At 62.9% G+C, this 18,684-nt stretch carries 18 protein-coding genes and 2 tRNA genes; 6 read left to right on the top strand and 14 right to left on the bottom strand.

Features of this window, described 5'->3' with window-relative positions; translation table 11 throughout:
- Positions 1-76 precede the first annotated feature (76 nt).
- Genes B2J89_RS02645 through B2J89_RS02630 form a run of 4 tightly spaced genes read right to left on the bottom strand, consistent with a single transcriptional unit; the run spans position 77 to position 3,822 of the window.
- Positions 77-976 (bottom strand): ATP-binding cassette domain-containing protein, encoded by a 900-nt coding sequence (locus B2J89_RS02645; RefSeq protein ID WP_169167684.1) that lies wholly within the window; start codon positions 974-976, stop codon positions 77-79.
- Positions 973-1,968, bottom strand: a complete 996-nt coding sequence (locus B2J89_RS02640; protein ID WP_169167683.1) for an ABC transporter ATP-binding protein — start codon at positions 1,966-1,968, stop codon at positions 973-975. Before B2J89_RS02640 ends, B2J89_RS02645 begins: the two co-directional genes overlap by 4 nt.
- Positions 1,969-1,978: 10 nt before the next feature.
- Positions 1,979-2,863 carry an ABC transporter permease gene (locus tag B2J89_RS02635; RefSeq protein WP_169167682.1) on the bottom strand — a complete coding sequence of 295 codons (885 nt, stop codon included), beginning with the start codon at positions 2,861-2,863 and terminating at the stop codon, positions 1,979-1,981.
- Complete coding sequence (locus tag B2J89_RS02630) at positions 2,860-3,822, bottom strand: ABC transporter permease (protein WP_169167681.1); 963 nt, start codon at positions 3,820-3,822, stop codon at positions 2,860-2,862. Before B2J89_RS02630 ends, B2J89_RS02635 begins: the two co-directional genes overlap by 4 nt.
- A 190-nt stretch (positions 3,823-4,012) precedes the next feature.
- Here B2J89_RS02630 and B2J89_RS02625 point away from each other — a divergent pair, with 190 nt between their 5' ends.
- Complete coding sequence (locus B2J89_RS02625) at positions 4,013-4,273, top strand: YfhL family 4Fe-4S dicluster ferredoxin (RefSeq protein ID WP_169167680.1); 261 nt, start codon at positions 4,013-4,015, stop codon at positions 4,271-4,273.
- 76 nt (positions 4,274-4,349) lie between these two features.
- Here B2J89_RS02625 and pth read toward each other — a convergent pair whose 3' ends face one another.
- The 7 genes from pth to B2J89_RS02590 form a co-directional block, all read right to left on the bottom strand.
- Positions 4,350-4,958: an aminoacyl-tRNA hydrolase gene (pth, locus tag B2J89_RS02620; protein WP_169167679.1), complete on the bottom strand. Its 609-nt coding sequence runs from the start codon at positions 4,956-4,958 to the stop codon at positions 4,350-4,352.
- A gap of 95 nt (positions 4,959-5,053) precedes the next feature.
- Positions 5,054-5,680, bottom strand: a complete 627-nt coding sequence (locus B2J89_RS02615) for a 50S ribosomal protein L25/general stress protein Ctc (RefSeq protein WP_169167678.1) — start codon at positions 5,678-5,680, stop codon at positions 5,054-5,056.
- Between the two features lie 93 nt (positions 5,681-5,773).
- A complete protein-coding gene (locus B2J89_RS02610; RefSeq protein WP_169167677.1) occupies positions 5,774-6,748 on the bottom strand; it encodes a ribose-phosphate pyrophosphokinase in 975 nt (324 codons plus the stop codon).
- 46 nt (positions 6,749-6,794) lie between these two features.
- Positions 6,795-6,871: transfer RNA gene (locus B2J89_RS02605), tRNA-Gln, on the bottom strand.
- Between the two features lie 43 nt (positions 6,872-6,914).
- Positions 6,915-7,760, bottom strand: coding sequence for a 4-(cytidine 5'-diphospho)-2-C-methyl-D-erythritol kinase (gene ispE / locus B2J89_RS02600; RefSeq protein ID WP_169167676.1), 846 nt, complete (start codon positions 7,758-7,760; stop codon positions 6,915-6,917).
- A gap of 9 nt (positions 7,761-7,769) precedes the next feature.
- Entirely contained in the window at positions 7,770-8,309 is a 540-nt protein-coding gene (locus tag B2J89_RS02595) for a lipoprotein insertase outer membrane protein LolB (protein WP_169167675.1), read from the bottom strand.
- Positions 8,309-10,102 carry a tetratricopeptide repeat protein gene (locus B2J89_RS02590; RefSeq protein ID WP_169167674.1) on the bottom strand — a complete coding sequence of 598 codons (1,794 nt, stop codon included), beginning with the start codon at positions 10,100-10,102 and terminating at the stop codon, positions 8,309-8,311. The genes B2J89_RS02595 and B2J89_RS02590 overlap by 1 nt, the downstream gene beginning before the upstream one ends.
- Before the next feature lie 31 nt (positions 10,103-10,133).
- On the opposite strand from B2J89_RS02590, the gene mutM reads away from it, so the two are divergent.
- The 3 genes from mutM (at position 10,134) to mutY (ending at position 14,055) form a co-directional block, all read left to right on the top strand.
- Positions 10,134-10,949, top strand: a complete 816-nt coding sequence (gene mutM, locus B2J89_RS02585) for a bifunctional DNA-formamidopyrimidine glycosylase/DNA-(apurinic or apyrimidinic site) lyase (RefSeq protein WP_169167673.1) — start codon at positions 10,134-10,136, stop codon at positions 10,947-10,949.
- Positions 10,950-11,053: 104 nt separating this feature from the next.
- Positions 11,054-13,015 carry a dynamin family protein gene (locus B2J89_RS02580; RefSeq protein WP_169167672.1) on the top strand — a complete coding sequence of 654 codons (1,962 nt, stop codon included), beginning with the start codon at positions 11,054-11,056 and terminating at the stop codon, positions 13,013-13,015.
- Complete coding sequence (gene mutY, locus B2J89_RS02575; RefSeq protein ID WP_169167671.1) at positions 13,012-14,055, top strand: A/G-specific adenine glycosylase; 1,044 nt, start codon at positions 13,012-13,014, stop codon at positions 14,053-14,055. The genes B2J89_RS02580 and mutY overlap by 4 nt, the downstream gene beginning before the upstream one ends.
- 35 nt (positions 14,056-14,090) lie before the next feature.
- On the opposite strand, the gene rapZ is transcribed toward mutY, so the two are convergent.
- From rapZ to B2J89_RS02560, 3 genes are read right to left on the bottom strand one after another with little or no spacing between them, the layout of a single operon-like run.
- Positions 14,091-14,954 (bottom strand): RNase adapter RapZ, encoded by an 864-nt coding sequence (gene rapZ / locus B2J89_RS02570; RefSeq protein WP_169167670.1) that lies wholly within the window; start codon positions 14,952-14,954, stop codon positions 14,091-14,093.
- A gap of 3 nt (positions 14,955-14,957) precedes the next feature.
- Positions 14,958-16,625, bottom strand: a complete 1,668-nt coding sequence (gene recN / locus B2J89_RS02565) for a DNA repair protein RecN (protein WP_169167767.1) — start codon at positions 16,623-16,625, stop codon at positions 14,958-14,960.
- Between the two features lie 2 nt (positions 16,626-16,627).
- Positions 16,628-17,524, bottom strand: a complete 897-nt coding sequence (locus B2J89_RS02560) for an NAD kinase (protein ID WP_169167669.1) — start codon at positions 17,522-17,524, stop codon at positions 16,628-16,630.
- Between the two features lie 28 nt (positions 17,525-17,552).
- Between B2J89_RS02560 and hrcA the strand changes: the two genes are divergently transcribed.
- Both hrcA and B2J89_RS02550 read left to right on the top strand, forming a co-directional pair.
- Positions 17,553-18,557, top strand: coding sequence for a heat-inducible transcriptional repressor HrcA (gene hrcA / locus B2J89_RS02555; protein ID WP_169167668.1), 1,005 nt, complete (start codon positions 17,553-17,555; stop codon positions 18,555-18,557).
- Between the two features lie 49 nt (positions 18,558-18,606).
- A tRNA-Ile gene (locus B2J89_RS02550) sits at positions 18,607-18,683 on the top strand.
- Position 18,684 lies beyond the last annotated feature (1 nt).

Raw genomic sequence — 18,684 nt, 5'->3', positions numbered from 1 at the left:
ACGTGGCAAGCGAGAACGCTCGCTGGGCGGCCTCCCCGGGGCGGGGGCTGCGCAGCGAGCCAGGTAACCTGTCTTTTTACACCATTGCGCGCAGCGCGCGCGCCGGCGCCGGCTGCATCGGGGGCACGGCCGCGAGCAGCGCGCGCGTGTACGGGTGGCTTGGCGCAGTGAACAGCGCGCCGGGCGCGCCCTGCTCGACGATGCGGCCCTGGTAGAGCACGGCCACCTCGTCGCACAAGTGGTTCACCACCGCCAGGTCGTGGCTGATGAGCAGGTAGGTGACGCCGAACTCCTGCTGCAGGTCCGCCATGAGGTTGAGCACCTGCGCCTGCACCGACACGTCGAGCGCGCTCACCGGTTCGTCGGCCACGATCAGGCGCGGGCGCGTGATGAGCGCGCGTGCAATCGCGATGCGCTGGCGCTGACCGCCCGAAAACTCATGCGGGTACTTGGCCAGGTCGCTGCGGCGCAGCCCCACCTGGTCGAGCACGGCGGCGGCCTGCGCCTGCTGCGCGGCGCGGCCCGCCTGCCCCTGGGCCTGCAGCGGCTCGGTGACGATGCGCTCGACGGTCTGGCGCGGATCGAGCGATCCGTACGGGTCCTGGAACACCATCTGGAAGTCGCGCCGCGCACGGCGCAGCTCGGCCTGCGGCAGCGTGTGCAGGTTGCGCCCGAGCAGCTCGACCGTGCCCGAGGTGGGCGTGTCCAGCGCCATCACCAGGCGCGCCAGCGTCGACTTGCCCGAGCCCGACTCGCCGACGATGCCCAGGCTGCGCCCGGCCGTGATGCGGAAGCCCACGCCGTTGAGTGCCTGCACTTTGGGCGGCGGCGCAAACAGCCGCTCGCGCGGCAGGGCGTAGTGGCGCACCAGGTCGGTGACCTGCAGCAGCGGCGGGTTCCGAGGGTCAAATGAGGCTCCAGCGCTTGCCCCGCCTGGGCTGGCAGCTATCAAATCGGTAGTTGCTGCGAGATTCATGCGGTGGCCTCCTGCGCGGCCGCCACCGCATCGAGCCGGATGCAGCGCACGACATGCCCGTTCGCCAGCAGCGTCGGCGGCGGCACGGTGGTGTGGCAGGCGCCGATGGTGAATGCGCAGCGTCCGGCGAACGGACAGCCGGCGGGCAGCTCCACCAGCTCGGGCACGGTGCCGGCGATGGTGGCCAGGCGCTTGCCGGGCTGGCGCACAGCCGCCAGGCGCGGGCGCGCGGCGAACAGGCCACGCGTATAGGGGTGCGCCATGGCGGCAAACACCTCTGCCGTGGGGCCGCTCTCGACCACGCTGCCGCCGTACATCACGAGCATGCGGCGCACGTTCTGCGCGATCACGCCGAGGTCGTGCGAGATCAGGATCAGCGCCATCTGGCGCTCGGCGACCAGCTCGGCGATCAGGTCGAGGATCTGCCGCTGGACGGTCACGTCCAGCGCCGTGGTCGGCTCGTCGGCGATCAGCAGGTCGGGCCCGCAGGCCAGCGCCATGGCGATGGTGATGCGCTGGCGCTGGCCGCCCGAGAACTGGTGCGGGTACGCGTCGATGCGCCGCGCGGCGTCGGGAATGCCCACGCGGTCCAGCAAGGCGATGGCCTCCTGGCGCGCCGCGCGCGCGCCCAGGCCGCGGTGCAGGCGCAGCGGCTCGGCCACCTGGTGGCCGATGCGGTGCACCGGGTTGAGCGCCGCCATGGGTTCCTGGAACACCATGCCGATGCGGTTGCCGCGGACCTGGCACAGCGCGGTGTCGCCCTGGCCCACGAGCTCCTGGCCGTGCAGGCGGATGCTGCCGCGCACCACGGCACGGTCGGGCAGCAGGCCCAGCAGCGCCAGGGCGGTCATCGACTTGCCGCAGCCCGACTCGCCCACCAGGCCCAGCGTGTCGCCGCGCTCGAGCGTGAAGCCGACGCCGCGCACGGCCTCGGCCGGGCCGCGGGGCGTTTGCAGCTGCACGTGCAGGTCGGAGACTTCGAGCAAGGCCATGGTTTCGGGTTCAGCGTTGGCGCGCGAGGCGCGGGTCCAGCAGGTCGCGCAGCCCATCGCCCAGCAGGTTCAGCCCGAGCACGGCCAGCGCGATGGCCACGCCGGGCCACACGGCCAGCAGCGGCGCCTGGAACATGAGGGTCTGCGCCTCGGCGAGCATGCGGCCCCACGAGGGCTGGGGCGGCTGCGTGCCCAGGCCGAGGTACGACAGCGCGGCCTCGGCCAGGATGGCGATGGCGAACTGGATGGTCGCCTGCACGATCAGCACCGAGGCGATGTTGGGTAGCACATGCTCGAGCGTGATGCGCCAGCGGCCCTTGCCGCAGGCGCGCGCGGCCAGGATGAATTCGCGCGACCAGACGGCGTTGGCCGAGGCGCGCGTGACGCGCGCGAAGGTCGGGATGTTGAAGATGCCGATGGCGACGATGGCGTTGACGATGCCGGCGCCAAACACCGCCGTCAGCATGATGGCCGAGAGGATCGCCGGGAAGGCGAAGGTGAAGTCGGCCAGGCGCATCACCAGCTCCTCGACCCAGCCGCGCCGCGCCGCCGCCAGCAGCCCCAGCGCCGTGCCGACCGACAGGCCGATGCCGACGGCGATCAGGCCGACCAGAATCGAATTGCGCGCACCCACGAGCAGCAGCGAGGCCACGTCGCGGCCGAACGCATCCGTGCCCAGCCAGTGCTGCGCCGTCGGCGCCTGCAGCTTGCCGGGCAGGTCCATCTCGTAGGGCGACCAGGGCGTCCAGACGAAGGACAGGCCGGCCGCGGCCAGCAGCAGCAGCACCAGCAGCGCGCCGAGCGCGAAGCTGGGGTGGCGCAGCGCGCGCTGCCAGCCGCGCGCGGGCCGTGCGGCGGCAGGCGGGGAGGGGGGGAAGGCGGAAGAGGGGTTCATATGTCGCTCGCCTGCACGCGCGGGTCGATCGCGGCATAGAGGAGGTCGACCACGAAGTTGACCGCGACCACCATGGCCGCCAGCAGCATCACGCAGTTGCGCACCACGACCAGGTCGCGGTTGGCGATGGACTGGAAGATCAGGCGCCCGAGGCCCGGCAGGTAGAAGACGTTCTCGACCACGATGGTGCCTGCCAGCAGATTCGCGAACTGCAGGCCCATCACCGTGATGACCGGAATCATGGCGTTGCGCAGCACATGGCCCCACAGCGTCGCGCGCCGCGACAGGCCCTTGGCGCGCGCGGTGCGCACGAAATCCTCGCGCAGCACTTCGAGCACCGCCGAGCGCGTGATGCGCGCCAGGATGGCGGCCTGCACCACGGCCAGCGCAATGGCCGGCAGCAGCAAGGCCTTGAGCGCCGGCACCAGGCCACCGCCGCTGTCCTCGGTCCAGCCCGGAAATCCGCCGGCCGAGAACCACTGCAGCTGCACCGAAAACAGCAGGATCAGCAGGATGGCGAACCAGAAGTTGGGAATGGCGATGCCGATCTGCGCCAGGGTCATCACCCCCACGTCGCCCAGCCGGTTGTGCCGCGCGGCCGCATAGACGCCCGCGGCCAGGGCCAGCACGGTGGTGATCGCCATCGCCAGCAGGGCCAGCGGCACGGTCAACGCCAGGCGCTCGAGCACCAGGTCCAGCACGGGCGAGCCGTAGGCGTGGCTGTTGCCCAGGTCGCCGGTGAGCAGGCCGCCCAGCCAGTGGCCATAGCGCTGCCAGGCCGGCTGGTCGAGCCCCAGCTGCGCGGCCAGGGCGGCGACGGCTTCGGGCGCCGCGTCGGGGCCCATCAGCACCTGCGCGGCGTTGCCCGGAAGGACCTCCAGCACCAGGAACACCACGGCGGAGGTGCCGAGCAGCGTGGCGAGGAAGGTGGCGAAGCGTTTGAGGAGGAAAAGACTCATGCAGGGAAAGCGGGGTCTGGCGAGGCGGCAGCGCAGGGCGAGGGTGGCGCCCGCAGCATAGCGGCAAATCTCCCCACCGCGGCGGTGGACTCCGGGGGGCGGTGGGGCGAAGCGGGATAATGGCGCATTGGTCCGCAGGCGTGCGCTAAAGCTTCTTCCGCACGCCGCGCCACCCCCACCGGAGTCTGCCATGGCCTTGATGATCACCGACGAATGCATCAATTGCGATGTTTGCGAACCCGAGTGCCCGAACCAGGCCATCTACCTGGGCCCGCAAATCTACGAGATCGATCCGCACAAGTGCACCGAGTGCGTCGGCCACTTTGACGAGCCGCAGTGCATGCAGGTCTGCCCCGTGTCCTGCATTCCCGTCGATCCGCAGCATGTGGAAAGCCGCGAAACGCTGTGGCAAAAATTCCACCGCCTGCAGGCGAGCGTGCAGATCGGCTAACCGTTTTCAGGTGATTTCAGACTCTAGTCCTTACAGGACAAGCGCTGGAAGCTATAAAAAGTGAAGTCAGTAAGGATCACGCTACCGCGGGCCGGGGCGGCTTGGGCCGTGGCGGTTTGGTGGTGTGGATCTGCAGCGTCGCTTTGTCCATGTCGCCCGCCTGCAGCAGCGGCCAGGCCTTGAGCGAGTGGGCAATGCTGTCCTCGATCAGCGTGCGCTGTTCGGGCGACGGCTTCTTGAGCACCCAGTTCGCCACGTCGGCGCGGTCACCGGGGTGGCCGATGCCGATGCGCAGGCGCCAGTAGTCGGGCGAGCCGAGCTGGGCGTGGATATCGCGCAGGCCGTTGTGCCCCGCGTGGCCACCGCCGCGCTTGAGCTTGGCCTGGCCGGGCACCATGTCGAGCTCGTCGTGCACCACCAGGATCTCGTCGGGTGGGATCTTGAAAAAACGCGCCAGGGCGGCCACCGACTTGCCCGACAGGTTCATGAAGGTCTGCGGCTGCAGCAGCCACACGCTCTGCCCCTGCACGGCGGTGCGCGCGGCCAGTCCCCAGTAGCTGCGCTCGGGCTGCAGGGTGAGCTTGAGTTCGCGCGCCAGCGCGTCTATCCACCAGAAGCCCGCGTTGTGGCGCGTGGCTTCGTACTCGGGCCCGGGATTGCCCAGGCCCACAAACAATTTGATCATGCGGGCGATTATCCGTGGCACCAAAAGAAACGGCCCACACTGGGTGGGCCGTTGTCGGGCAAGGCCGCCGCGGCGCGGCGGCACGGCAGGAAGAATTACTTCTTCTTGCCCTTGCCCTTGGCCTCGGCGACGGGCGCCACTGCGGCCGCTTCGACGATAACCAGTGGAGGCACCACGGACACCAGCGTCGGGTTGTTCTGGCTGCCGCGCGTGACAGCGTTCACGCCACGGGGGAGCTTCACGTCCTTGAGGTGCACTGCCATGCCCTTCTTCAGGCCGCTCAGGTCGACGGTGATGAACTCGGGCAGGTCCGAGGGCATGCACGTCACGTCGAGTTCGTTCACGACCGTGTTGATCGTGCAGTTTTCGGTCTTGACCGCGACGGACTCTTCCGCGCCAACGTAGTGCACGGGCACCTTCATGTGCAGCTTGGTCTTGGCGTCCACGCGCTGGAAGTCCACGTGCAGCACCAGCTGCTTGTAGGGGTGGTATTGCACGTCGCGCAGCAGGACCTTGCTGGTCTGGCCGGCCACTTCCATGTCGAGCACGCTGGAATGGAAGGCTTCCTTCTTCAGGGCGTGCCACAGGGCGTTGTGGTCCACTTCAATGGCTTGGGGTTCGGCCGAACCACCATAGACGATACCGGGCGTGCGGCCCGAATTGCGCAGACGGCGGCTCGCACCCGTACCTTGCTTGGCGCGCTCAAAAGCGACGAAGTTCATAAAAATTCTCCATGGGAAGTGCACCGCGACCAGTGTCACTTTCGGTTGTCAAAAGGGCCTCCGATGCTGGAGGCCGCACTTTTTTGTTCCGACCTAGAAAAGATTTTCCTGGTCTGAGAACAAACTCATCACCGAGTCCCCGCGGGCGATGCGCTGGATCGTTTCGGCGATCAGCGGCGCGACGGAGAGCTGGCGGATCTTGGCGCAGCCGCGTGCGGCGTCGCTCAAGGGGATGGTGTTGGTCACCACGACTTCGTCGAGCGAGCTGCCTTTGGCAATGCGCTCGATGGCCGGGCCCGAAAAGATCGGGTGGGTGCAGTACGCGTAGACCTTCTTGGCGCCGCGCTCCTTGAGCACCTCGGCCGCCTTCACGAGCGTGCCCGCGGTGTCGATCATGTCGTCCATGATCACGCAGTTGCGGCCGTCGATCTCGCCGATCACGTGCATCACTTCGGAGACGTTGGCCTTGGGCCGGCGCTTGTCGATGATGGCCAGGTCGCAGCCCAGCTGCTTGGCCAGCGCCCGGGCGCGCACCACACCGCCCACGTCGGGCGAGACCACGATCAGGTCTTCGTAGTTCTTCTGGCGCAGGTCGCCCAGCAGCACCGGCGAGGCGTAGATGTTGTCGACCGGAATGTCGAAGAAGCCCTGGATCTGGTCGGCATGGAGGTCCATGGTCAACACGCGGGCCACGCCCACGGCCTGCAGCATGTTGGCCACCACCTTGGCGGTGATGGGCACGCGCGTCGAGCGGGGGCGGCGGTCTTGCCGCGCATAGCCGAAATAGGGGATGACGGCGCTGATGCGTTCGGCCGAAGCGCGCTTGAGCGCATCGACCATGATCAGCAATTCCATCAGGTTTTCATTGGTCGGTGCGCAGGTGGACTGGACCACGAAAACGTCGCGGGCGCGAACGTTCTGGTTGATTTCCACGGTGACTTCGCCGTCGGAGAAGCGGCCGACATGGGCAGCCCCGAGCGAGATTCCAAGGTGCTGCGCGATTTCCGAGGCCATGCCAGGATTGGCATTGCCAGTGAAAACCATGAAGTCAGGGTGATTGGCTTGCATGAGCGTCTCAGCGATTTGAATTGAATGCCTGTACGCGACAAGAATTTGGCAGGGGAGAAAGGATTCGAACCTTTGCATGCTGGAATCAAAATCCAGTGCCTTAACCAGCTTGGCGACTCCCCTACACAGGTCAATTGCCGAATGGCAACCAACCTAAAACTTTATCCTATGCCCACCCTGCCAGAGGGTGAGACATCAGGTTTTCACATGCTTTGACTTGCCATCCGCGCGGTGCGTCTGGCAGGTCCATCGCCTGTGGAATTCGCGCAAACACCGCACTTCCCGAGCCTGTCATTCTGGCATTCAACCCCTGGGTCGCAAGCCACTGTAGGGCTTGGGTGACTTCGGGGCAGAGTGCCTGAGCAACGCTCTGTAAGTCGTTACGACCAAAGTCGTAGTGTGCTGCAGCAAAGCCTGAGATTGTAGCACTGTCTGAATCGCGTTTGAGGAAGGGAGATGAAAAAATTTCTTTCGTATCCAATCCTGCTTCGGGTTTGACGACCACAAAGCGCGCTTTCGGAAGGCGGTGCGCGTTCTCAAGCGGCGCTATTGTCTCACCAATTCCTTCGACCCAGGCGTTTCCGCCGCATAAAAAAAAGGGCACGTCCGCACCCAGCCCCAGGCCGATCTGCCGCAGCGCGGGCAAGTCGAGGTGCAGGTCCCACAGCCGGTTGAGTGCCAGCAGCGCAGATGCGGCGTCCGACGAGCCGCCGCCCATGCCGGCCTGCGCTGGAATGCGCTTGTGCACGCTGATGTGCGCGCCGTGTTGGCAGCCTGTTGCAGCTTGCAGCGCGCGTGCCGCGCGCAGCGTCAGGTCGTCCGCGGGCAGGGGCACGGAAATATCTTCCCGGCTCAGCCGCGCATGCGCGCGGCGCTCGAAATGCAGGGTGTCGCACCAGTCGATCAGCATGAAAACCGACTGCAGTAGGTGGTAGCCGTCCGGGCGGCGGCCCGTGACGTGCAGGAAAAGATTCAGCTTGGCGGGCGCCGGAACATCGTAAATCGCTTGCATGGCCGGAATTCAGCGCTCAAAGGTGACGCGCAGGGTGGCGCGTGGAGGGGGTTCATGGCGTACTGCCAGCAGCCGCCCCTGTTCGATTGTGCTCAAGTCGGCTTGCCATCCGGGGGCCGTGGCTTGCATCCCTCCGAGCCAGCTGAACAGCGCACGCACGGGGATGACCGTGCCGGTGGCCTGCAGCAACAGTTCGTCCAATGACGCCGATTCGCGGGGCGGCCCGTTCGACTGCAGGCGTGCATGCCCTGGAGTCCACTCGAGTTGGGCCAGCACGCTGCCCAAGGGGCTCAGCAGGGTCAGAGCGCCACGCGTGGCATCGCCTTCGAGTTCGAATGCCGCAGCAAACGATTGCGATGGCTGGTTATCCATGGCAAGGGCCAGCCGGCCACTCCAGTGGCTTCGCTGCGCCAAGGTGCCACCCGGTGCGGTTGGGAGCTGTGCGCAGCCGGCCATCAGGCACAGCACCACCGCAGCCCAGAAAATCCGGTGGAGGGCCGGACGGCAGAAGCTGGCAAGATGCGAAAAAGGACAGAACAAAGCGTGCATCACAGCCCAGCGCCCAGGCGCTTGAGGGTTTCACGCAGTGTGTCGTTGTCGGCGTTGAGCTGCTGGCCCTGTTTCCAGATCGACCGTGCCTGCTCTTTGTCGCCCAGGCTCCACAAGACTTCGCCAAGATGGGCGGCAATTTCTGCATCGGGGCGACTCTTGAAAGCCAGGTTCAGCAACCGGGCGGCCTCGGTGCGGTTTCCAAGGCGGAATTCCACCCAGCCCAGGCTGTCCGTAATGAAAGGGTCCTGGGGTGCAAATTCCAACGCTTTCTGGATCAGCTCCTTGGCTTCTTCGAGCCGGATGCCGCGCTCGGCCAACGAGTAACCCAGCGCGTTGTAGGCGTGGTGGTAATCGGGCTGGCGGGCCATTAGCTGGCGCAGCAGGCGCTCCATGGCTTCTGGTTGGCCGGCTTTGTCCGCCAGCATGGCATGGTCGTAGAGCAGTTCGTTGTCGTCAGGAAACTGTGCAACCGCTTTGCCTTGCAAGGCATAGGCTTCGCGGTATTGGCCGGCGTCTCGCAGCAACTGCACTTCGGCCAGCAGTTTCATGCGTTCGTCGTCAGGCCCGGCAACGGGCAGGGTTTGAAGGAGCGCCCGGGCCTGGGCCAGTTTGCCTTGGCGTCCCAGCAGAAAAGCGCGCTGACTCTGCGCGCTGAACATGTCCTGTGGACTGTCGATGCGGTTGAGCCAGGCGTCTGCCGCTTCGTAGTCACCGCGCCGCTCAGCAATCTGCGCACGCAGCAAATAGGCCTGAGACAAACCGGCGCGGCGCGCATCACCCTGCGGAGCGGCCTGGACCAGGGTTTCAAATTGTTCTAGGGACTTTTGCGCCTGCGGTAACTGCTTGAGCTGGAACTGCAACGCAGCCTGCATGAGCCAGGCTTCGGCAAAGTCTGGCTTCTCGCTTGTCGCTGCCTGCAATTGCTGGAGAGAGTCTTCGTTGCGTTGCAGGTTGACCAGTACGCGTGCGTAAGCCGCACGCAGAGCGGGCGAAGGCTTGCCGGCAAAGTAGCGCGCCGCGACGGCATCGGCTTGCGCAGTGCGTGCGTCCAAAAGCTCCAGTGCCAGGAGCGCCGGGCCGTCGCTGATGGGGTCAAGCTGCTGCGCGCGTTGCGCCGCATCGAGTGCGCCCGCTTTGTCGTTCGCCAGCAAGCGCATGCGTCCCACAGCGGTCCAGGCTGCAGCCCCCGTGGTGGAGCTGGCCAGATCTTCCGCGAGCGCCTGTTCCACCACGGAAGCAGCGAGTGTCTTGTCGCTGACACGGCGGTATATTTGTGGCAGTGCCTGAAAGCTGGCAGCCTTGGCTTGCACCGCGGTTTGCGCCAGTTCCTGCTTCAGAGGGCCGGCACTGTCGGCAACACGGTTGAGGGCAACCAGAATCTGCAGCACATACCGGTTGGCATCGCGCGATTGCGGCCGAGCCTCCTTCCAGGCATTGGCAGCCTGCAATGCGGCATCGCCAGAACGCGCTTGCAAGGCAATATCGGCCGCCCGCCTGTAGAGTTTTTCGTCGTTGCTGCGGCGGGCTGCTTCCAGCATGAGGGCGTAGCCAGATCCAGGGTCGCCAGACTGGATTGTCATCTCGCCCAGCAGCACTTCGTAGAAAAGTTCGGCATCGAGGGCTGCGTTGGACTCTGTTTCAGCGGTTTTGGCGGCCGTGGCGCCGCGCTGGGCGTTGCCTTTGGCGGCAACGGGTTGCGCCACCACTGCCACTGTCCCGGTCAACAGAGCGGCGGCCAAGGCGGCCATCAGAAGGCGATGTGTGTGGACCATCAAGCCATAATAATCCATGCATATGCCCCTTGTTTTGAAGTGATTGTTGATGCCTGAACTGCCAGAAGTGGAAGTGACACGCCGCAGTTTTGCCGCCGCCATCGCGGGGGGGCGAATCCTCTCGGTCGAGACGGGAAAGCCGCTGCGCTGGCCCCTGGGAATTGACGCCCAGCGGTTGCAGGGACGTCGGGTGATGGGCGTGCGCAGGCGAGGCAAGTATTTGCTTCTGGACCTTGACGAAGGCATGCTGTTGCTCCATCTGGGCATGTCTGGCAGTCTCGGATTCGCCCAGACCTTGCCCGCGCGGGGCGTGCATGACCACTTTGAACTGTTCACCACGCATGGCGTGCTTCGATTGCACGACCCACGCAGGTTTGGCGCAGTGGTGTATGCCGGAAGCGAGCAGGATGCGGTGGCCATCAAACTGCTGAGTGGGCTGGGCATGGAGCCACTCTCGGATGGATTTTCGCTGGAACGTTTCAAGGCGGGTTTGAAAGCCGCTCGCGCTCCTGTCAAGCAGGTTTTGCTGGCAGGAAAGCTGGTAGTGGGCGTGGGTAATATCTATGCTTCCGAAGTGCTGTTCATGGCGGGAATTCGCCCGACGACCTCGGCAATGCACATTGGCCCGAAGAGAGCGCAAAGGTTGTACGACGCCATTCGGCAAGTCCTGCACGCCGCGGTGGACGCAGGGGGCAGTACCTTGCGAGATTTTTCCAGCGCCGATGGTCAGACGGGACATTTCCAGTTGCAGGCGCGTGTCTATGCCCGTGAAGGAATGCCCTGTCATACTTGCACGACGCCCGTGCGCATGCTGCGCCAGGGACAGCGCAGCAGTTTCTATTGTCCGAAATGCCAGCGCGCATGAAAGGCCACCGCGTTGCGCCAGCCGCGGACGCATGGCGCCGAGACCACGGTGGTGTATTTTTAGGCCGTCGGTCCCTGGACCAGACACTGAATTCCGGGAGCAGCGTGGGATCCTCATTCAACGAACAGTTCGAGCAGCATGGATCTTGGCGGCGCGAATTTGCCCAGCAATTGACGCGGCTGGCCGAATGGATGACGTCGCACGACCTCATGGAGTCCGCGATGCGTGAGCGTTTGCAACGGCTGCAAGACCAGGTGCGAACCGACAAGATCACGGTGGCTTTTGTCGCCGAGGTCTCGCGTGGCAAGTCAGAACTGATCAACGCCCTTTTTTTTGCGGATTTTGGCCGCCGCATCATGCCAGCCAGTGCCGGCAGAACCACCATGTGCCCGACCGAGCTGGGCTATGACTCTGCGCTGGCGCCAAGTTTGCGTTTGCTGCCGATTGATACCCGTTTGCAGGAGCAAGGCCTGACGGAGTGGCGAATGCGATCCGAGCAATGGGTCGATTTTCCGCTGGACATCCACGATGCCGATCAACTTGCACAGGCGATGGCGAAAGTGGCCCAGGTGCGCCACGTCAGTGTGGATGAGGCACGGGCTCTGGGGTTCTGGCACGACGAGTTGCCCGGCGAAAATCCTGTAGTGGACGCCCAGGGATATGTTGAAGTGCCGATGTGGCGGCATGCTCTCATCAACATGCCGCACCCCCTGCTCAAACAAGGCCTGGTGATTCTGGACACACCTGGGCTCAATGCCGTGGGCGCGGAGCCCGAGCTCACAGTCAACCTCATACCGCAGGCACAGGCGGTGGTTTTTATTCTGGGAGCGGACACCGGGGTCACGCGTTCGGATCTGTCCATCTGGCGGGAACATCTGACTTCTGCGCATGGCGGCAAAGAATCGCGCCTGGTGGTGCTCAACAAAATTGACACCCTCTGGGACACGCTCAGTTCGTCTGAGCAGGTGCAGTCGCAACTGGAGCGCCAGTGCGCCACATCTGCGCAATTGCTGGGTGTGCATCCAGAACAGGTTGTGTCGGTCTCTGCGCAAAAAGGTCTGGTGGCCAAGATCTCTGGCGATAGCGCTTTGTTGGCTGCGAGTGGTTTGCCGGTCCTGGAAGCTGCGTTGGCCGACGGCATTGTGGGTGGGCGTCAAGCGATTTTGCGCGCCGCCATCGCCGATGGGGTGGCAGGTTTGCGCAATCAAGCTGCGCGTGCAGTCCATATCCGCAGGCGTGATCTGGATGACCAGATGCTGGAGTTGCGCAGCCTGCGTGGCAAGAACGCTTCGGTGATTGCGTCGATGCGCCAGCGCATTGAGCAGGAGCAACGCGAATTCGAGTTGAGTGCCACCAAGATCCATGCGGTTCGGGCCGTGCACCTGAAACTGCTGGGTGCCGTTTTTGACAACCTCGGCGCAAAAACCTTGAAGGTGCATATGCAAGAGCTGAATGCATCGTTGCAGCACAGTGGATTAAAGCTGGGTATTCGCACACATTACACACAGTTGTTTGAGCGTTTGCGTGGCACCCTCACTGCGGCAGAGGCAGCTGCGGCGGAAATTCAGGCCATGCTCGGCGGGACATTTCGGCAACTCAATGCGGAGTTTGGTTTTTCTCTGCAGGTGGCTGCTGCGCCGCAATTTGCACAGTTTGTCGCGGATCTGGCGCGCGTCGAACACAGCCATATGCAGTACCTGAGCATGGGCAATGCGCTCAAGATGGCTCGGCCCGAGTTTTCGGCGCGCTTGGGGCGCGCATTGGCGCTGCGCCTGCGAGCATTGTTGGAATCGGTCGCCAACGAATTGGAACTCTGGAGCAACTCGGCCACGGCCCCTCTGAATGTGCAGCTGCGTGAGCGCCAGCGCAGTTTCGTGCGACGCATCGAAGCTGTGGACCGCATACAGCATGCCGCCAGTGGCTTGGTGGAACGCATTACAGAGATTGAGGGCAATGAATTGGCATTGGTGCAGATCGAGCAGCGACTCGAAGAACTTACTGGCGAATTGATGCGCTTGTCTGCCGGGGACGGCGCTACCCCGGCGTTGGGATTGCAAGCGGTATGAGGGACATGCCACAGACGATAGCCGCGCTGACGGTGCGCTGGCAGGAAGACCACGGGCGCAACCATTTGCCGTGGCAGCAAACGCGCGATCCTTACCGGGTGTGGCTGTCGGAAGTCATGCTGCAGCAAACCCAGGTGAGCACGGTATTGGACTACTACGCCCGTTTTTTGGAACGGTTCCCGGATGTGCGTGCGCTTGCCATGGCTTCTGAAGATGAGGTGCTGTCGCTCTGGAGTGGATTGGGGTACTACAGCCGAGCCCGCAATTTGCATCGCTGTGCCCAGCAAGTGATGGCGCTGCATGGCGGCGTTTTTCCTGGCAGCGCGCAGTTGCTGCAAACGCTGCCTGGGATTGGGCGCTCTACGGCTGGAGCGATTGCCGCGTTTTGCTTTGCAGAACGTGTGCCAATCTTGGATGCGAATGTGCGCCGCGTGCTGACGCGCATTCTCGGTTTCGAGGCCGATCTGGCGGTGGCCGCCAACGAACGCGCCTTGTGGGGCCAAGCGGAAATCTTGCTGCCGCGCACCGATTTGCCTGTCACCATGCCGCGTTACACACAGGGCTTGATGGATTTGGGGGCCACGGTGTGCCTACCGCGCAGACCCTTGTGCACGCAGTGTCCACTTGCACAGCAATGCATTGCTTTTAGGCAGGGTGATCCCGCACGTTATCCAGTGAAGTCCCGCAAACTAGTGCGCAAGTCTGTGTCTTGGTGGTTGCTGTTGCTGCGTGATGGCGTGGGACGCGTGCATTTGCAGAGGCGCCCCCCGACCGGAATCTGGGCTGGACTGCATTGCTTGCCGGTGTACGAACAAAGTGCCGCTTTGATGGAGCATCCTGCGTTTGGTGCCGCAGTCTCCGTCTCTGAGTGGCCTGTGTTTGTGCATGTGCTGACCCACAGGGATTTGCATCTGCATACAGTGCAGGTGCATCCTGCAGCTTCAGACTGGCAGGGCAGTGAAGGCGCATGGTTCAACCCTGCGCAGTGGAAGGATCTGGGATTGCCAGCTCCTATTCGCAAGCTGCTGGAGCGCATCTGAGAGGAAGCGGTGATGGGTGTGTGTTTGCCGTGGTGTCAGCGCGCATCGAGCTCACGGTGGCGCTGCAAGGTCGTCCACTGTGCCTTGAAGGTTTCCGCCAGGCGCTCCACCAAATAAACAGACCGGTGCTGGCCCCCCGTGCAGCCAATGGCGACTGTGACATAGCTGCGGTGGTTTTTCGCCAAAAAGTCCAACCAGTGCCCAAGGAAGTTTTCTATGTGCAGGCGCATCTCTGCCACTGCAGGCTGCTGGCTTAGAAAGTCCGCCACCGGTTTGTCCAGGCCAGTCAGTTCTCTCAGCGCAGGCTCGTAATGTGGGTTGGGAAGCATGCGCACGTCAAAGACATAATCCGCATCCACAGGAATGCCACGTTTAAAAGCGAACGACTGAAATACCAACGTGAGCTGCTCGGGTGGCGTGGAAATAAGGTCCTTGACATAGCCCTGCAATTGGGAGGCGCGGATCGTGCTGGTGTCAATCACATGCGCCTGCTCCCGCAGGTCCGCGAGCAACTCCCGCTCTTCGTCAATCACCTGCATCAGGGCGCGGGGCGCGTTCTTGAGCTCATCATGGGATAGCGGGTGGCGGCGCCGTGTTTCTGAAAAACGCCGCACCAGAGTGTCCGTGGTGGCATCCAGAAACAGGGAATGAACTTTGACGCCCTGGCTGCGCAGGCGGGCCAACTCTTGTGGGACTTGTGGCAGTGAAGTGGCGCTGCGCACATCCATGGCGATGGCAACGCGGTTGCCATGGTGCTGCGGTTCCAGTGCTACAAAGGAGGAAAGCAGCTCGGGAGGCAGGTTGTCAACGCAGTAGTAGCCGGCATCTTCCAATGCACGCAAGGCGACGGATTTTCCCGACCCCGACATTCCGGTGATCAATACAATTTCCAGGGCCATCGTCTATTTCTCCACATGTCTCAGGTCACGGAGGCCAAGCATCTCACGTGCATGGGCCAAAGTGGTGGGAGAGATGCGCTCTCCGCCCAGCATGCGCGCCACTTCCGAGATACGCTGCTCTTGCGCAATGGGGGTGACTGTGCTCGATGGGCCAGCGATTCCTCGGCCCTTGGAGACCACCAAATGGTGGTCGGCGCAGGCTGCCACCTGAGGTAAATGCGTCACCGCCAAGACCTGGCGGTCCCGGCCCAGTTGGCGCATCAAGCGGCCCACGGTCTCGGCCACCGCTCCGCCCACCCCCGAGTCCACTTCGTCGAAAATCAAGGTGGAAGCCGTGCCCAAAGCACTGGTTGCGACGGCAATGGCCAGGGAAATGCGCGACAGCTCTCCACCAGAAGCCACTTTTGCAACGGGGCGTGGCGTCATTCCGGCATGCCCAGCCACCAGAAAGATGACATCGTCCAGGCCGTGGCTGGCAGACGCATCGGCTTTCGCAACCACCACTTCAAATTTGCCACCTCCCATACCAAGTTCCTGCATGGCTTTGCTGATAGCACGCGACAAACCCGGAGCGGCTTTCGTGCGCGCAAGTGACAATTGGCGGGCCGCATCGCTGTAGGCTTCGGACAGAACGTGCTCCGTGGCTTCTAGCCCTGCCAGATCGGTTGCGGCATCGAGTTGCTGCACTTCAACTTTCCAAGAGTGCAACAGGGCAGAGAGCTCTGCAGGCTGGCGTTTGTAGCGGCGCGCGAGGGTAAGCCATTGCGAGACGCGGGCATCGAGTTCCTCCAGGCGTTGGGGGTCCAGTTCGGTACGCCGCAGATACGACTGCAAGGAGCGCGCAGCTTCGGTGGCTTGGGCGATGCTTGATGCCAGGATGTCCGTGAGAGCGGTGAATTCTGGCTCCAGGTGCGCTTGCTCTGTGAGCAAATGGTGCGCGCGTGCCAAATGGGTGCTCGCGCTGGCGTCGTCCTCGGCCAAGGCGGAAAAAGCGCCTTGTGCCGCGTCCAGGAGGGCTTGAGCGTGCGCAAGACGTGTGTGTTGTGCATTCAGCGTCTCCCATTCGCCCTCTGCCGGCGCCAATTTTTCCACCTCCGAGATTTGCCACTGCAAGCGCTCGCGCTCGCGCTGCAGCATGCTCTGTGCGGAGCGTGCATGGGCCAGCTTTTTTTGTACGGCGCGCCACTGTCCCCACTGGGACGCTACCTCTTGGTCAGACACGCCTGCATACGCGTCGAGCAGCCCGCGCACCGCATCCGGTTTGGTGAGACTTTGCCAGGCGTGCTGCCCATGGATGTCAAGCAGCTGTTGGCCGACGATACGCAGCTGCGATGCAGTGGCCGGGCTGCCGTTGATCCATGCGCGGCTCTTGCCTTGTGCGTCGATACTGCGCCGCAGCAGCAGCGTGTCGTCGCACTCAAAGCCAGCTTCCTCCAGCCACGGGTAGAGTGCGGGAGGGCAGTCAAATTCTGTGCAGACGTCCGTCCTCTCGGCGCCTTCGCGCACGGCGCCCGCTTCGGCACGGGCGCCCAATGAGAGCTGCACTGCATCGATCAGAATGGACTTTCCTGCCCCGGTTTCTCCGGTCAGGGCCGTGAATCCTTCGTGAAGGTCGAGGTCCAGTGCTTGGACGATGACAAAATCACGCAGGGCAATGCGCCTAAGGGCCATGTTCAAGAGCCTCCTTCGTTCCAGCGCAGTTTTTTGCGCAAGGTGTCAAAGTAGCTCCAGCCCCTTGGGTGCAGAAAACGAACGCAATATTCTGACCGGGTTACGAGAATGCGGTCACCGTGCAAAAGTGACGCCAAGGATTGCATGTCGAAGTTCGCGCTGATGTCTCTTCCGCCCACAACCTCTATGGCAATTTCTGTTGCGTCCGCTAAAACGATGGGGCGGTTGGACAGCGTGTGTGGAGCAATCGGAACCAAGACCCATCCCGGAATCGATGGATGGAGCATCGGTCCGCCCGCCGACAAGGCGTATGCGGTAGAGCCGGTGGGAGAGGCGATGATGAGCCCATCTGCTCTCTGGTTGGAGACGAAGTGACCCCCGACCTCCACACGCAACTCGACCATGCCGGAGGTTGCACCACGGTTGACGACGACGTCATTCATGGCGAAGGCATCAAATACGCAGGTTCCTTCGCGGATCACGCGAGCATGCATCAGTGGTCGGTGGTCTTCCTCGTACTCACCTCGCAGCATGGGAGGGAGCGTGGTGCGGTAGTTGCCAAGCGGAATGTCGGTGATGAAGCCCAGACGCCCCTGGTTGATTCCAATGAGAGGGGTGCCATGCCGCGCTAACTTGCGCCCAATGCTGAGCATGGTGCCATCACCTCCTACCACCAGTCCAACATCGCATTGCTCTCCGATAGCATCAGCGTCAAGAGCGTCATACTGCGGCAACCGTGCAGCAGCGGCGGTATCCGCTTCCAATGTGACTTTGCACCCCTGAGATACAAGGAATAAGGCAATGTTCTCAAGAACTTGCCGAGAGCTCTCGGCCGCAGCGCCAGTCACAGGAGTTTGGTATTTGCCTATCAATGCAACGTGGCGGAAATGGGGCTTCATATGGAAATTACATCATTAAAATCATTACATGCTCGATGATCGTGCCAAGCTGTTGCTCAAAGCGCTGATAGAGCGTTATATCGAGGATGGGCTACCCGTCGGATCGCGCACACTATCGCGCGCATCGGGTCTGGAGCTGTCGCCGGCAACTATCCGAAATGTCATGGCAGATCTGGAAGAGCTCGGGTTGATCACCAGTCCGCATACCTCTGCAGGGCGCATACCTACTGCCAAAGGCTATCGGTTGTTCGTGGACACCATGATGACTGTGCACCGTGAGCGGTTTGTGACGTCTTCACTGCTGCCAGAGCAGCCACAGAAGGTGATTGCCAACGCGGCCCATCTGCTGTCCAGCCTTTCGCAGTTCGTGGGTGTCGTCATGGCACCCCGCCGTACATCGGTTTTCCGCCACATTGAGTTCCTGCGCTTGTCCGAACGGCGCTTCCTGGTCATCATCGTCTCTCCGGATGGGGATGTTCAGAACCGGGTGATCTTTTCGGAAACGGATTTCACACAAAGTCAGTTGATCGAGACGGCAAATTTTCTCAATACGCACTATGCGGGCATGGAGATGGAGCAGGTGCGCGAGAGGCTCAAAAGCGAGGTGGAAATGTTGCGCAGCGAGATTGCGGCTCTCATGCAGGCCGCAGTCAACATCAGTTCCGAGGCCCTCACCCAGGCGCAAGACGAGGTCGTGATTTCAGGAGAGCGAAACCTGCTGGCCGTCAGTGACTTCTCTAAAGATATGGGCAATCTGCGGCGTGCTTTTGATCTGTTTGAACAGAAGACACAGATCTTGCGCTTGCTAGATGTGTCCAACCAAGCCGAGGGGATGCGCATATTCATTGGCGGTGAAAGTCAGGTTGTACCCTTCGAGGAGCTTTCGGTGGTCAGTGCTCCCTACGAGGTCAACGGCCAGGTAGTGGGCACATTGGGGGTGATCGGACCTATGCGAATGCCGTACGACAGAATGATTCAGATCGTAGATATCACTTCCAAACTGGTGTCGAACGCGCTCAGTCACCATAAGTAAGCCCCTACAATACTGGGCCTGCCGGCTTTGTCGCTGGGCGAGAGAGTATGGGGCGTTAGCTCAGTTGGTTAGAGCAGAGGACTCATAATCCTTTGGTCGTTGGTTCAAGTCCAACACGCCCTACCAA

This window comes from Acidovorax sp. SRB_24, from assembly GCF_012931925.1.
The sequence above is the reverse complement of the archived record's forward strand: the minus strand, read 5'-3'. Positions and strand labels throughout refer to the sequence as shown.